At 63.9% G+C, this 14,348-nt stretch carries 13 protein-coding genes and 1 pseudogene; 12 read left to right on the top strand and 2 right to left on the bottom strand.

What is annotated here, in order from left to right:
• The first annotated feature begins 2 nt into the window (after positions 1–2).
• The 5 genes from nusA (at position 3) to rbfA (ending at position 6,312) form a co-directional block, all read left to right on the top strand.
• Positions 3–1,637, top strand: coding sequence for a transcription termination factor NusA (gene nusA / locus C7W88_RS00285; protein ID WP_118072081.1), 1,635 nt, complete (start codon positions 3–5; stop codon positions 1,635–1,637).
• A complete protein-coding gene (locus tag C7W88_RS00280) occupies positions 1,618–2,352 on the top strand; it encodes a DUF448 domain-containing protein (protein WP_118072080.1) in 735 nt (244 codons plus the stop codon). Before nusA ends, C7W88_RS00280 begins: the two co-directional genes overlap by 20 nt.
• 5 nt (positions 2,353–2,357) lie before the next feature.
• Complete coding sequence (infB, locus tag C7W88_RS00275) at positions 2,358–4,952, top strand: translation initiation factor IF-2 (protein ID WP_205525282.1); 2,595 nt, start codon at positions 2,358–2,360, stop codon at positions 4,950–4,952.
• 429 nt (positions 4,953–5,381) lie between these two features.
• Complete coding sequence (locus C7W88_RS00270; RefSeq protein ID WP_118072078.1) at positions 5,382–5,918, top strand: DUF1697 domain-containing protein; 537 nt, start codon at positions 5,382–5,384, stop codon at positions 5,916–5,918.
• A 1-nt stretch (position 5,919) separates the two neighbouring features.
• Positions 5,920–6,312 carry a 30S ribosome-binding factor RbfA gene (gene rbfA, locus C7W88_RS00265; protein ID WP_118072077.1) on the top strand — a complete coding sequence of 131 codons (393 nt, stop codon included), beginning with the start codon at positions 5,920–5,922 and terminating at the stop codon, positions 6,310–6,312.
• On the opposite strand, the gene C7W88_RS00260 is transcribed toward rbfA, so the two are convergent.
• On the bottom strand, positions 6,309–6,899 hold the full coding sequence (locus C7W88_RS00260) for a YceI family protein (RefSeq protein ID WP_118072076.1): 591 nt from the start codon (positions 6,897–6,899) through the stop codon (positions 6,309–6,311). The genes rbfA and C7W88_RS00260 overlap by 4 nt on opposite strands.
• Before the next feature lie 52 nt (positions 6,900–6,951).
• On the opposite strand from C7W88_RS00260, the gene C7W88_RS00255 reads away from it, so the two are divergent.
• From C7W88_RS00255 to C7W88_RS00225, 7 genes and pseudogenes are all read left to right on the top strand, one after another.
• The gene (locus C7W88_RS00255) at positions 6,952–7,530 is read left to right on the top strand and encodes a thymidine kinase (RefSeq protein WP_118072075.1); all 579 of its coding nucleotides are present in this window, start codon (positions 6,952–6,954) and stop codon (positions 7,528–7,530) included.
• The gene (locus C7W88_RS00250; RefSeq protein ID WP_118072074.1) at positions 7,527–8,078 is read left to right on the top strand and encodes a GNAT family N-acetyltransferase; all 552 of its coding nucleotides are present in this window, start codon (positions 7,527–7,529) and stop codon (positions 8,076–8,078) included. Before C7W88_RS00255 ends, C7W88_RS00250 begins: the two co-directional genes overlap by 4 nt.
• Positions 8,075–8,781: pseudogene (locus tag C7W88_RS00245) on the top strand (site-2 protease family protein). Before C7W88_RS00250 ends, C7W88_RS00245 begins: the two are co-directional and overlap by 4 nt.
• A gap of 2 nt (positions 8,782–8,783) precedes the next feature.
• A complete protein-coding gene (truB, locus tag C7W88_RS00240) occupies positions 8,784–9,695 on the top strand; it encodes a tRNA pseudouridine(55) synthase TruB (RefSeq protein ID WP_118072073.1) in 912 nt (303 codons plus the stop codon).
• Between the two features lie 5 nt (positions 9,696–9,700).
• Positions 9,701–9,970 (top strand): 30S ribosomal protein S15, encoded by a 270-nt coding sequence (gene rpsO, locus C7W88_RS00235; protein ID WP_039337765.1) that lies wholly within the window; start codon positions 9,701–9,703, stop codon positions 9,968–9,970.
• 221 nt (positions 9,971–10,191) lie between these two features.
• Positions 10,192–12,510: a polyribonucleotide nucleotidyltransferase gene (gene pnp, locus C7W88_RS00230; RefSeq protein ID WP_118072072.1), complete on the top strand. Its 2,319-nt coding sequence runs from the start codon at positions 10,192–10,194 to the stop codon at positions 12,508–12,510.
• 376 nt (positions 12,511–12,886) lie between these two features.
• Positions 12,887–13,117 carry a hypothetical protein gene (locus tag C7W88_RS00225; RefSeq protein WP_118072071.1) on the top strand — a complete coding sequence of 77 codons (231 nt, stop codon included), beginning with the start codon at positions 12,887–12,889 and terminating at the stop codon, positions 13,115–13,117.
• Positions 13,118–13,154: 37 nt separating this feature from the next.
• On the opposite strand, the gene C7W88_RS00220 is transcribed toward C7W88_RS00225, so the two are convergent.
• Complete coding sequence (locus C7W88_RS00220; protein ID WP_118074480.1) at positions 13,155–14,318, bottom strand: diguanylate cyclase; 1,164 nt, start codon at positions 14,316–14,318, stop codon at positions 13,155–13,157.
• Positions 14,319–14,348: the final 30 nt, after the last annotated feature.

Here is a 14,348-nt window from a genome sequence, read left to right as displayed (position 1 = left end):
CCATGGCCAGTGCGATTTCCGCCAACCGCGCCGAACTGCTTGCGATCGCCAACGCGGTCGCCACCGAGAAGATGATCGACAAGTCGGTCGTCATCGAGGCGATGGAAGAGGCAATCCAGAAGTCGGCGCGCAACCGTTATGGCGCCGAGAACGACATCCGCGCGAAGCTCGATCCGCGCACCGGCGACCTGCGCCTGTGGCGCGTGGTGGAAGTGGTCGAGGTGGTCGAGGACTACTTCAAGCAGGTTGACCTGAAGGCTGCCGAGAAGCTGCAGCCGGGCGCGGCCATCGGCGATTTCATCGTCGATCCGCTGCCGCCGGTGGACCTCGGCCGCATCGACGCGCAGTCGGCCAAGCAGGTGATCTTCCAGAAGGTCCGCGATGCCGAGCGTGACCGCCAGTACGACGAGTTCAAGGACCGCGCCGGCGAAGTGATCACCGGCGTGATCAAGTCGGTCGAATTCGGCCACGTCATCGTCAACCTCGGCCGCGCCGAGGGCGTGATCCGCCGCGACCAGCAGATCCCGCGCGAAGTGCCGCGCGTGGGCGAGCGTGTCCGTGCGCTGATCATGAAGGTCGAGCGCCAGAACCGCGGGCCGCAGATCTTCCTCAGCCGCGCGCACCCAGAGTTCATGAAGAAGCTCTTCGCGCAGGAAGTGCCCGAGATCTACGACGGCATCATCGAGATCAAGGCCGCTGCCCGCGATCCGGGCTCGCGCGCCAAGATCGGCGTGATCAGTCGCGATTCGAGCATTGACCCGGTCGGCGCCTGCGTCGGCATGAAGGGTAGCCGCGTCCAGGCCGTCGTGCAGGAACTGCAGGGCGAAAAGATCGACATCATTCCCTGGAGCGAGGACACCGCAACCTTCGTGGTCAACGCGCTGCAGCCCGCTACGGTCAGCCGCGTGGTGATCGACGAGGAAGAGAGCCGCATCGAAGTCGTCGTGCCCGATGACCAGCTGTCGCTCGCTATCGGCCGTCGCGGCCAGAACGTGCGCCTGGCCTCGTCGCTGACCGGTTCGGCGATCGACATCATGACCGAGGCGGAAGCTTCGGAGAAGCGCCAGAAGGAATTTGCCGAGCGTTCGAAGATGTTCGAGGAAGAACTCGACGTCGACGAGACGCTGTCGCAGCTGCTGGTGGCCGAAGGCTTCACCGAGCTGGAAGAAGTCGCCTACATCGAGACCAGCGAACTGGCGACGATCGAAGGCTTCGACGAAGAGCTGGCGGAAGAACTCCAGAGCCGCGCTGCCGAGGCGATCGAGCGCCGCGAGGAAGCCCTGCGCGAACAGCGCCGTGGCCTTGGCGTCGAAGATGCGCTGGCCGAACTGCCGCACCTGACCGAAGCGATGCTCGTCACGCTCGGCAAGGCCGGCATCAAGACCCTCGACGATCTGGCCGACCTTGCCACCGACGAGCTCATTGCCAAGAAGCGCGCCGAGCAGCGCCGTCGCAACGACAAGGGGCCGCGCGAAAAGAGCGATCGCCCCGAACGCGTCGAGGACAAGGGTGGCGTGCTGGGCGAGTATGGCCTCAGCGAAGAGCAGGGCAACGAGATCATCATGGCCGCGCGCGCCCACTGGTTCGAAGACGAACCGTCTGTTGAGGAGGCCGCCGATGCGGATTCCTCACAATGAGCCGCTAAGCTCCGACATCTCCGGCACTGCACCGGCGGGGAAGGCCTCGCCGGAGCGCAAGTGCGTGCTGACCGGGCGCCATGATGCGCGGGATGAATTGACGCGTCTTGCCATCTCGCCCGACGGCGACGTGCTGCCCGACGTGATGGCGCGTGCCCCCGGGCGCGGCGCCTGGATCGGCGTGGACCGGCAAGCCCTTGAAAAAGCTGTTGCCAATGGCAAACTTAAGGGAGCGCTGGCGCGTGCCTTCAAAGGTGCGTCGCTGTCCATCCCGACCGATCTGCCATCCCGCATCGAACAGGCGCTCCGTCGTCTGGTGACCGACCGGCTCGGCATCGAGCTGCGGGCGGGCAATGTGCTGCTGGGCACGGAGAAGATTGCGCAAGGCTGCAGGGCAGGGGCGGTGACGTTCCTCGGCCATGCCTCGGACGCCGGCACCGATGGACCCAACAAGCTGGCGCAAGCCTGGCGGGTGGGCGAAGGCGCCGAAGGTTCGGGGATGAAAGGTGTGATCTTGCCGCTGGACCGAGCGGCGCTGTCTGTGGCATTGGGCCGCGACAACGTCGTTCACGTCGCGCTGACCGACCCCGCTGCCGCCGCAAGGCTGCAAGCGCCGCTGCAGCGCCTGATACATTTTCTCGGAAACGAGACTGAAGCCACCGAATCCGGGACGGGTGCGGTGGCGAACGACGATATTGATACGAAGGGCGAATGAGTTCGATGAGCGATAGCGACAAGAAGCCGACACTGGGCCGTAGGCCGCTGGGTCTGAAGACCTCGGTGGAGGCGGGAGAGGTCAAGCAGACCTTCAGCCATGGTCGCACCAACAAGGTGGTGGTCGAAGTGAAGCGGCGCAAGCTGATGGGCCGGCCCGGCGAGGCCGCTCCTGTTGCTGCGCCTGCTGCACCGGCACCTGCTGCTGCGCCGGTAGCGCCGCCGCCACCGCCGCCGCCGCCGCCTCCGCCGCCCTCGGCCAGCCGCGAAACCCGCCAGGAAATGCAGGCCCGCCTGCTGCGCGAAGCCGAGGAAGCCCGCCTCGCCGCGCTCGAAGCTGCGAACCGCCGCGAGCAGGAAGAGAAGCTCAAGGCGATCGAGGAAGAGCGTCGCCGCGCCGAGGAAAAGGCCAAGGCCGAAGCCGCGCCCGCGCCCGAACCTGTGGCAGAGCCGACCCCTGAGCCCGAAACTGCGCCTGCACCCGCGCCTGCGCCAGTCGCGACGCCTGAAGTGGCCAAGCAGCCGGAAGCCGCGCCCGCTCCGGTCGAAGCCAAGGCTGCTGAGCCGAAGGCGGAGGAAGCCGCACCGGTAATCCCGGCACCGCGCCGGTTCACGCCGGTTGCCTCGCCGGTTCCGGTCAAGCGGCCCGAGCCTGCTCCGAAGAAGCCCGCCGCCAACCCGCGCGATCGCAAGACCGAAGACCGCCGTGGCGGCAAGCTGACCGTCACGCGCGCACTGAACGAGGACGAAGGCGCACGCGCCCGTTCGCTCGCCGCGCTCAAGCGTGCGCGTGAAAAGGAACGTCGTGCGCACTTCGCCGGCCAGTCACAGCCGCGCGAGAAGCAGGTTCGCGATGTGGTCGTGCCTGATGCGATCACGGTGCAGGAGCTGGCAAACCGCATGGCCGAGAAGGCTGCGGACCTGGTCAAGGCACTGTTCAAGATGGGCATGATGGTCACCATCAACCAGACCATCGACCAGGACACCGCCGAACTGCTGGTCACCGAATTCGGTCACAACATCCAGCGCGTGAGCGACAGCGATGCCGACATCGATACCGCGGCTGACGTCGACGCCGAGGACACATTGCAGCCGCGTCCTCCGGTGGTGACGATCATGGGCCACGTCGACCACGGCAAGACCTCGCTGCTCGATGCGCTGCGCGGGACCGACGTGGTGCGCGGCGAGGCCGGTGGCATCACGCAGCACATCGGTGCCTACCAGATCAAGACCAAGGGTGGCGAGTTCATCACCTTCCTCGACACCCCGGGCCACGAAGCCTTCACCGAAATGCGCATGCGCGGTGCGAACGTCACTGACATCGTCATTCTGGTTGTTGCCGGTGACGACGGGCTGATGCCGCAGACGATCGAGGCGATCAACCACACCAAGGCGGCCGGCGTGCCGATGATCGTGGCGATCACCAAGTCCGACAAGCCCGAGTTCAATCCGCAAAAGATCCGCGAGCGCCTGCTCGAGCACGAGATCATCGTCGAGGCGATGTCGGGCGACGTGCAGGACGTGGAAGTCTCGGCCAAGTCGGGTGCCGGCCTTGACGAACTGATCGAGAAGATCCTGCTTCAGGCCGAACTGCTTGAACTTAAGGCAAACCCGGATCGCGCGGCGGAAGCCACTGTGATCGAGGCCAAGCTCGACAAGGGCAAGGGTCCGCTGGCGACAGTGCTGGTCAATCGCGGCACGCTCAAGGTGGGTGACATCCTCGTGGTCGGCACCCAGTCGGGCCGCGTCCGCGCGATGCTCGACGACAAGGGTCGTCAGGTGAAGGCGGCGGGGCCGTCGCTGCCGGTCGAAGTGCTCGGCATCGGCGGCGTGCCGATGGCCGGCGACACGCTGACCGTGGTGGAAAGCGAGGCCCGGGCCCGCGAAGTGGCCGCGTACCGTCAGGAACGCGCGACCGCCAAGCGCACCGTGCAGGCGCCTGCCAGCCTCGAGAACATGTTCTCCGCGCTCGCCGCGAAGAACACGGTCATCGAGTACCCGCTGGTGGTCCGTGCCGACGTGCAAGGGTCGGTCGAAGCGATCGTCAATGCGCTCAACAAGATCTCGACCGACGAGATCAAGGTGCGCATCCTGCAATCCGGCGTTGGTGCGATCACCGAAGGCGACGTCAACCTGGCACAGGCCAGCGGTGCGCCGATCGTGGGCTTCAACGTTCGTCCGAACGCCAAGGCGCGCGAGCTGATCGAGCGCAACAAGGTGCGGATGAAGTACTTCGACGTGATCTATCAGCTGACCGACGACATCCGTTCGGAAATGGCGGGCGAGCTGGGTCCGGAGGCGATCGAAACGGTCGTGGGCCGTGCCGAGGTCAAGGAAGTCTTCCCGGCGGGCAAGAAGGACAAGGCAGCAGGGCTCCTCGTGGTCGAGGGCGTCATCCGCAAGGGGCTGCATGCGCGCCTCACGCGCAACGACGTCATCGTCAGCCGCACGACCATCGCCTCGCTGCGCCGCTTCAAGGACGACGTTGCCGAAGTCCGCGCAGGCCTGGAATGCGGCGTGCTGCTGCAGGACACGAACGACATCAAGGCTGGCGATCAGCTGGAAGTCTTCGAAGTCGAGATGCGCGACCGCACGCTTTGATGATGTAAGGGGATGCTCCCTCCGCCTTCAGGGGCGGCGGGGCGTCCTGCCATTTCGGCGGCAGTCTCGCTGGTCAACAGCTTTGCCGCAGAGGACTAGAGTCACACTGGACTTGTCCCAAGAACGTCTTTCCGAGGTCGCTACTGGCGACAGAAGGGAAGGTGATGTTTTTGAAGATAGATACAGTCGTGATTCTGGTTCTTGGCGTGGCCACGTTGATCGTGGGGCTCGTCGGACTGGTGATCAAGCTCATCGAGCTTGGCCGCAAGTAAAGCCAGTGAGGGGTGCTGTAGCAGCAGCACCCCTGATACGAAAAGAGCCCGAACGTAGCAGCGTCCGGGCTCCGGGATGGTGAAACTGAAGATTTCAACCGTCGTGATCTTCCTTGTATAACACATCTGCCCCGAATTGCAAGAACGGCCATCTACCATGACCCGCTATGTTGCCCTGTTCGGATCGATCAACGTCGGCGGCAATCGCGTGACGATGGCGGATCTGCGCTGGGCGTTCGAGCGGGAAGGGCTGACCGGGCTGGAGACGGTGGTCGCCAGTGGCAACCTGCTGTTCGATTATGACGAGCGTCCGCTTGATGGTCTGGAGGACTTGTTCGCGCATGTCATGCTCGACCGGTTCGACATCAGGAGCTTCGTCGCCGTGCGTGACCGGGCGGCGATGGCGCAGGCGGTGGAGGGCAATCCCTTTACCGGCATCGGCAAGGACAATCTGGTCCACACCCTGTTCCTCGAACGCCAGCCCGATCAGGTCGCTTTCGACAAGCTGGCAGCGGACCAGGCCATGCGCGGACTTGAGAAACTGGCAATTGGCGAGCGCAGCATCTATATCGATTTTGTAAGCAGCGTTGCCGAAAGCAAGCTGACGAGCGCCTTTATCGAGCGCCGTCTCGGTTGCCGGGGCACCGCCCGCAACGTGCGCTCGATCGCGCGCATCCTTTCGAAGATGAGTTAGAATTGGCCAAGTTTCAGACCACCCCGAAACCCGTTCCGTCCGCCTGCTCAAGGTGGGGGAGCAGGTGCGCCATATCCTGTCGGAGCTGCTGACGCGGCAGGAAGTGCATGACGACGTGCTTTCCGCGCACTCCGTTTCGGTTACGGAAGTGCGCATGTCGCCCGATCTGCGTCACGCCACGGTGTTCGTGAAGGCCTTACTGGGCAAGGACGAGGAAGTCGTCCTCAAAGCGCTTCGGACCAATACGGCGTATTTCCAGCGCGAAGTGGCGCAGCGGTTGCGGCTGAAGTACGCCGCCAAGCTCAAGTTTCTGCCGGACGAGAGCTTTGACGAGGCAAGCCGGATCGAGCAGTTGCTGTCCGATCCCAAGGTTCTGCGCGACCTCGAGGATTAAGTCGGCACCATCTGCGTATCGATGCTGATGGTAACGTTCTTGGCGACGATCAGGCGGTAGGCGGTCATGCCGAACGCTGTGCGGTCGATCTTTGCCCGGCCTGACAGGCGGATGGCCTCGCGGCCGGTGGCTTTGGTGGGCGGCGCGGTGAAGCTGACATCGAGCGTGGTTGGGCGAGTGACGCCTTTGGCTGTGAGATCGCCACTGACCACGGCGGTCACCGGGCCGGTCATCATCATGGAGCGCCCGACGAAGCGCACCTGCGGGTGATGCTCTACATCGAAAAAGTCCGGGCCCTTGAGGCGCTTGAGCGTGACGGAATCCCCGGCTTCGAGCGCGGTTGCATCAAGCGTGACATCGAGCTTCACGCTTTCCAGATGCGCGGGGTCGAGTTCGATGCCGCCGCTGATGGCCGGAAAGCGGGCGGTCTTGCTGGCGATGCCGAAAAAGCCGACACGGGCGTGGACGTCGCTGTGCTGGGCGTCGATGCGATAGCGCAACTTCTGAGGCGGTGTATTGCCGCCCAGCGTAAGGATTGAGGCGGCGAGGGTCAGCGCGCCGATTGTCTGCCGAGTTTTCCTGCGCATTGGTTGGCGATCCCTCTGGCAATCCGGAACGTCCGGCTTATGGCTGTGCGCAATGGCCAAGCTCTATTTCTACTACGCCAGCATGAACGCCGGCAAATCGACCAACCTTCTGCAAGCGGACTTCAACTACCGCGAGCGGGGGATGGCGACGATGCTGTGGACTGCGGAGCTCGATGACCGGGGCGGCGACCGAGCCATCGAAAGCCGCATCGGCCTTCATGCCGAGGCGCATCGTTTCGGGCACGCTACCGATCTGTGGACGGCGGTGAAAGCTGCCCATGTGGTACAGCCGCTGTCGTGCGTGCTGGTGGACGAGGCGCAATTCCTGTCCAAGGCCCAAGTCTGGCAACTGGCGCGGATTGCCGACGAGGCGGGCATACCCGTGCTTTGCTATGGCCTGCGCACCGATTTTCAGGGGGAGTTGTTCGAGGGCGCGGCAGCATTGCTCGGCATCGCGGACTCGCTGGTGGAGCTGAAGGCGGTGTGCCACTGCGGGCGCAAGGCGACGATGAATCTGCGCGTGGATGAAAGCGGCGCGGCGGTGCGGGCAGGGGCGCAGACCGAGATCGGCGGGAACGACCGTTATGTTGCACTGTGCCGGCGGCACTTCTCGGAGGCGATGGGTTCATGAGCGGGGACGGACTCTACGTGCCGCTGGCCGAGGGCGACCTGCGGCTCGAACTTCTGCGCGAGGATCATCGCGAGGGGCTGCGACAGGCCTGTGCGCAGGATGACGAGATCTGGACAATCTACCCGTTCAGTTATGGCGGCGAGGCGTTTGATCCGCAGTTCGACAGTCTGCTGAACTCCGCGCCGCAGCGTCGGCCCTATGCTGTCTTTTCGGGCGAGGTGCTGGTCGGCATGACGGCGTGGATCGAACATGGCGCGCCGGGTTGGTCGATCGAGGTCGGCAACAGCTATATCGTGCCGTCGGTTCGCGGCACCGGCCTCAACGGACGGCTCAAGCGGCTGATGATCGACCATGCCTTCGCCTGCGGGCTGGAGCGCGTGGCGTTCAAGGTGGATGCGATCAACTTGCGCAGTCAGGCTGCGGTCAGGAAGGTTGGCGGAGTGCAGGAAGGCGTGATGCGGCATGAGCGCCGCACCTGGACGGGGCGGGTGCGCAATACCGTGCTGTTCTCGATCCTGCGCGATGACTGGATGAGCGACAAAGCATGAACCCCGAAAGTCTGGTCTGGCAGATTGCCACGATTGCAATCCCGATGATCCTGGCGATCGTGTTCCACGAAGTGGCGCATGGCTGGGTGGCGCGTGCCTTGGGCGATCCTACGGCGGCCGAGCAGAAGCGGCTGAGCCTCAACCCGCTGCGCCATGTCGATCCGTTCGGAACGATCATCCTGCCGGGGCTGCTGAAGCTGAGCGGTGCGCCCGTGTTCGGCTGGGCCAAGCCCGTGCCGGTGGACTTCCGCCGTTTGCGCAACCCGCGCTGGGGATGGTGCTGGTCGCAGCGGCGGGGCCGGTGACGAACTTCGTGCTGGCGTTCCTGACGGCGATTGCGCTCGGCCTGCTGGTGCGGGCGACCGATTCCATGGGCGAACCGGGGCTGGGCGCGCTGTTCGTTTCGGACAACCTGCGCAACTTCCTGATCGTGAACCTCTTCCTCGGCGCGTTCAACCTGCTGCCGATCCCGCCATTCGATGGCTCGCGCATCGTGATGGGCGTGCTGCCAGCACCGCTGGCGCGGGTCTATGGTCGGTTGGAGCCCTATGGGTTGCTGGTGGTCTTCGCCTTCCTCGTGATCCTGCCGTACTTCTGGCCGGACCTGCATCTGGTCCAGCGGCTGATCGGGCCGCCGGTGGACTGGATGGGCCAGCAGCTTGCCAATCTTGCCATGCTGGTGGCCGGGCCTGAGCCAATCTGATCATGGTCGATGGCTGGATCATACTCGACAAGCCGCTTGAGCTTGGCTCGACGCAGGGCGTGGCGGCGGTGAAGCGCAACTTGCGGGCTGCAGGCTTCGGCAAGTGCAAGGTCGGACACGGCGGCACGCTCGATCCGCTGGCGACAGGTGTGTTGCCGATTGCCATTGGCGAGGCGACCAAGCTGTGCGGGCGGATGCTCGATGCCAGCAAGATATATGCTTTCACGGTCCGTTTCGGGGAGGAGACTGACACACTCGATCTTGAGGGGAAGGTCGTGGCGACAAGCGATGTCCGGCCCTCATGGGCAGAGATCGAGGCAGTCCTGCCGCGCTTTACCGGGCCTATCGCGCAAGTGCCGCCAGCCTATTCGGCGCTGATGGTTGATGGTGAACGGGCCTATGACCTTGCGCGCAAGGGTGAGGCATTTGAACTCAGATCGCGCGATGTGACGATCTTCTCGCTACAGGCAGATCCTGTTGCGGGCGCTGGCCGGGTTGAAGAACTGACCCTGACTGCCCATGTATCCAAAGGAACGTACATCCGCAGCCTGGCCCGAGACATCGCTCGCGCGCTTGGCACCGTGGGTCACGTGACCATGTTGCGCCGCCTGAAGGCTGGGCCGTTCGACATTGCTCAAGCGATTTCGCTGGACAAATTGAACGATGTGGGTAAAGGCGCGCCCCTTGAACACATACTCTTGCCGCTGGAGGCAGGGCTGGTCGACATCCCGGCTCTCTCCCTCGATCCCGAGCAGGCAAGGGCGGTCCGACAGGGCCGCGTTCTGGCGGGATTGCCCTTCGAGGACGGGCTTTACTGGGCGAAGGCCGGATCTGTGCCGGTCGCGCTGGTGGAGCTTTCGGGCGGAAGCCTGAAGGTCCAGCGGGGCTTCAACTTACAGGATGTCGCGGAGTAGAATACATGTCGATTACCGCAGAAAAGAAGCAGGAAGTCATTGCAGCTCACGCTCGCGCCGAGGGTGACACCGGTTCGCCGGAAGTCCAGGTCGCGATCCTGACCAGCCGCATCCAGACGCTGACCGAGCACTTCAAGTCCAACCACAAGGACAACCACTCGCGTCGCGGCCTGCTGATGATGGTCAACAAGCGTCGCTCGCTTCTCGACTACCTGAAGAAGAAGGACGTGGGTCGCTACAACGACCTGATCCAGAAGCTCGGTCTTCGCAAGTAACCAGCGGAGCGGCCCCAAGCGGGCCGCTTTTGCTTTCTGGGAGTATCGCGCGAAAAGTGGGAACCGGTTTTCGCTTTTCGCGATGCGACCAAACAACAGGCGTCCTCGCAATTCGGCGAGGTGCCTCTGGGGCAAGACAAACGGCCCCACACCGGACCGGGACGGCATTCCCCGGCAGCAAACCCCGCTCGCAATAGGGCGCGCGGGCTGAAGGAAACGAAATGTTCGACGTCAAGACAGTATCGCTGGAGTGGGGCGGAAAGACCCTCACCCTCGAAACCGGCCGCATTGCCCGTCAGGCTGACGGCGCGGTCATCGCCACCTATGGCGAAACCGTGGTGCTTTGCGCGGTCACCGCGGCAAAGTCGGTCAAGGAAGGCCAGGACTTCTTCCCGCTGACCGTCCACTACCAGGAAAAGTATTCGGCTGCGGGGCGCATTCCCGGCGGCTTCTTCAAGCGCGAACGCGGCGCGACGGAAAAGGAAACGCTGGTTTCCCGCCTGATCGACCGTCCGGTCCGCCCGCTGTTCCCCGAAGGTTTCTACAACGAAATCAACGTCATCGCCCAGGTCCTGAGCTATGACGGCGAGACCGAGCCCGATATCGTTGCGATGATCGCTGCTTCGGCTGCTCTGACCATCTCGGGCGTGCCGTTCATGGGCCCGATCGGCGCTGCCCGCGTCGGCTTCGTCGATGGCGAATACGTGCTGAACCCGAAGCAGGACGTGGCCCTTGCCGACGGCCGCCTCGACCTCGTGGTTGCTGCAACCGACACTGCCGTGATGATGGTGGAATCGGAAGCCAAGGAACTGAGCGAAGACGAAATGCTCGGCGCCGTGCTGTTCGCGCATGACGAGATCAAGAAGGTCGTCGGTGCGATCATCCAGCTGGCCGAGAAGGCTGCCAAGGACCCCTGGGACATCGACCTGTCGGACAACACTGCCGACATCAAGAAGAAGCTCAAGGACCTGGTCGGCAAGGACGTTGCCGCTGCCTACAAGCTGACCGACAAGTCGGCCCGCTCGAACGCCCTGAACGAAGCCCGCGCCAAGGCGAAGGCTGCGTTCGCGGAAGAAGGCGCGCAGACCCAGATGGTCGCGATGAAGACGATGAAGAAGGTGGAAGCCGACATCGTCCGTGGCGCGATCCTCAAGGATGGCCAGCGCATCGACGGTCGCACCACCACGCAGGTCCGCCCGATCGAGGCGATCGTCGGCTTCCTGCCGCGTACGCATGGTTCGGCGCTGTTCACCCGCGGTGAAACGCAGGCGATCTGCACGACCACGCTGGGCACCAAGGACGCCGAGCAGATGATCGACGGCCTCGAAGGCCTGCGCTATGAAAACTTCATGCTCCACTACAACTTCCCGCCGTACTCGGTTGGCGAAGTTGGCCGTTTCGGCGCTCCGGGCCGTCGTGAAGTGGGCCATGGCAAGCTGGCATGGCGCGCGCTGCACCCGGTGCTGCCGACCAAGGAAGAGTTCCCCTACACGATCCGCATCCTCTCGGACATCACCGAGTCGAACGGTTCGTCCTCGATGGCAACTGTCTGCGGCGGCTGCCTTTCGATGATGGACGCGGGCGTTCCGGTGAAGCGTCCGGTTTCGGGCATCGCCATGGGCCTCATCCTTGAAGGCGACAAGTTCGCCGTTTTGTCCGACATCCTTGGCGACGAGGACCACCTCGGCGACATGGACTTCAAGGTGGCCGGCACGTCTGAAGGCATCACCACGATGCAGATGGACATCAAGGTCGCGGGCATCACGCGCGAGATCTTCGAAGTCGCGCTGCGTCAGGCTTCGGAAGGCCGCGCGCACATCCTCGGCGAAATGACCAAGGCCCTGGGCGAGGCACGTACCGAGCTTTCGGCCCACGCTCCGCGCATCGAGACGCTGCAGATCGACAAGTCGAAGATCCGTGATGTCATCGGCACCGGCGGCAAGGTGATCCGCGAAATCGTCGCCACCACCGGCGCGAAGGTCGACATCGACGACGAAGGCCTGATCAAGATCTCGTCCTCGGACCTGACCCAGATCGAAGCTGCGAAGAACTGGATCCTCGGCATCGTCGAGGAAGCGGAAGTCGGCAAGATCTACAAGGGCAAGGTCGTCAACATCGTCGACTTCGGCGCTTTCGTGAACTTCATGGGTGGCAAGGACGGCCTCGTCCACGTCTCGGAAATGAAGAACGAGCGCGTGGAAAAGCCGACCGACGTGGTGAAGGAAGGCCAGGACGTCTACGTCAAGGTCCTCGAGATCGACCAGCGCGGCAAGGTTCGCCTGTCGATGCGCGTCGTCGATCAGGAGACCGGTGGCGAGCTGGAAGACACCCGTCCGCCCCGCGAACCGCGTGAACCGCGCGGTGATCGCGGCGATCGCGGCGACCGTCGTGGCCCGCGTGGCAACGACCGTGGTGGCCGTGGCGACCGTGGCCCCCGTCGCGAGGGCGGTGAAGGTCGCGGTGATCGTGGCCCGCGTCGTGACCGTGAAGACAGTCCGGCTCCGGACCACATGCCGGCGTTCCTCAAGTCTGACGACTGAGGAACGGCCTGCAGGCCAGACAGAAAGGGGCTCCACCGCAAGGTGGGGCCTTTTTCGTTTGCAGGAACGTGCTCAATCGCGACTCATGCCGTCCGGAGCGACCAAGGGTAGTTTGCGTTTGCTATTGTCCAGGCATGGGTCCACTGCAAGGTATCGGTGAGATGACCATTGTAGGCATCACCGGCTGAGAGACCTGTGCGCTCCCGCTTACGCAGTGGGACCAGGCCGTCGAAATCACCAGAAAACTTGCAAGCCCCGGAGCCGGTCATGCCGGTTGCAGCGTGAGCTGCATAAAAAACCGGGCTGCTGCCGACGCCTGGACACCATCAAGCACACAAGACGCGCCATTCAGCGTGTTCGCAACGGAGTAACCCGCATGAGCCGAGCCATGAACACCACGCTGAACGAAGCCCGCGTCCGCGCACTTTGTGAAAAGTCCGGCGTCGCAATCAGTGCGCTTGAAGTCCTGCCTTCGGGCGGCACGCGACTGGTCTGTACGCGCGAGGAAGGCGCAGACGAAATGCGGATCGCGCTGAAGGGGAACATGATTGAAGGCCGCGTTCCGCGGTTCGCATTCCAGCGCAGCCAGAATTCACAATATGGCTGATCCAAAGACCAGCAAGTCCCGCAGTTCAGGGTAAGGGCTAGGCCGCATCGCGCAGTGGCGGTGGGGTCTCGCCGGCCATCAGGATGCAGTTCCGGCCCGATTGCTTTGCCGCATAGAGGGCCTCATCGGCTGCTCGCAGGGCATCGCTTCGCGTCTTGTAGGCAAACACGTCGGCGACGCCTCCCGAGAATGTCACCCTGCCGAACGGCATGTCGGTCGCCCGGTTGACGAGGCGTCTTTCGGAAATTGTCTCGCGGGCGTGGTCGAGCCGATCCCAGGCCTTTTGCGGCGTCAGGGCGCGGAACAGGACGGCAAACTCCTCGCCGCCATGGCGCGCCACGTGGCAGCGCGCGTCCGAAATCTGGCTGAGGGTTTCGGCCACGATCTTGAGCACGCGGTCACCGGCAGCATGGCCGTGGCTGTCGTTGATGCGCTTGAAGTGGTCGATGTCGCAGAAGGCGACGCAGAGCGGTTCGCCTGCTTCCTTGGCCGCGGCGTATTCCTTTTCGAACAGCACCTCGAAGGCGCGGCGGTTGGGCAGGCCGGTGAGGTGGTCCTCGTCGGCCACGCGGCGGGCCTCGTCCAGATTGCTCTGCAGCTCCATTGCGCGTCGTTCGGATTCGCTGAGGTTATGCTCGATCTCGCGCGTACGCTGCATCATCGCCTTGGCGAGTGCCGCGAGCTCGGTGATCACCGCACCGGCGCGACCGACCTGTTCGAGATCGTCGACGTGCTGCTGCAAGGCAGCGCCATACTCGGTGGTCGCGGATCTGGCATGTGTTGTGGCGCTGGTGAACTCCTCAAGCGTGCCTTCAAGGCGCGCCATGAGGGCCGCAAGCAGTTCGGACGAGCTTTCGCCTTCTTCCTCGCGCAGGACCTGTTCGAGCCACACGATCGAGATGGCCTGCCCAGCCTCGGTGCGTTCGAGGATCATCTGGGCGAGTTTGGGCTTGGCCCCGGTGACGCAGTCGTAGGCGATTTCCAGCGTCCACGGCATGACTTCGAGATCGTGATCGATCAGAAAGTCAGCCACTTTCGCCAGGAGCCGGCGCTTGGCCGGGAGCCAGATTTCCCTGGCCGTCACGTCGCGCACGAAACTCGTAACGTCCGGCGAATCCTCCTGAAACTCCGTATCGCCGGCAAGGCCGAGCCATCTGAGCAGGCGCGACCGGGACCCGCGCGAGGAAGGATCATTTGTCATGATTCCCAGAACGGCCAACGCCGCGTGGGA

Source organism: Novosphingobium sp. THN1 (genome assembly GCF_003454795.1).
Lineage (GTDB): Bacteria > Pseudomonadota > Alphaproteobacteria > Sphingomonadales > Sphingomonadaceae > Novosphingobium.
The sequence above is the reverse complement of the archived record's forward strand: the minus strand, read 5'-3'. Positions and strand labels throughout refer to the sequence as shown.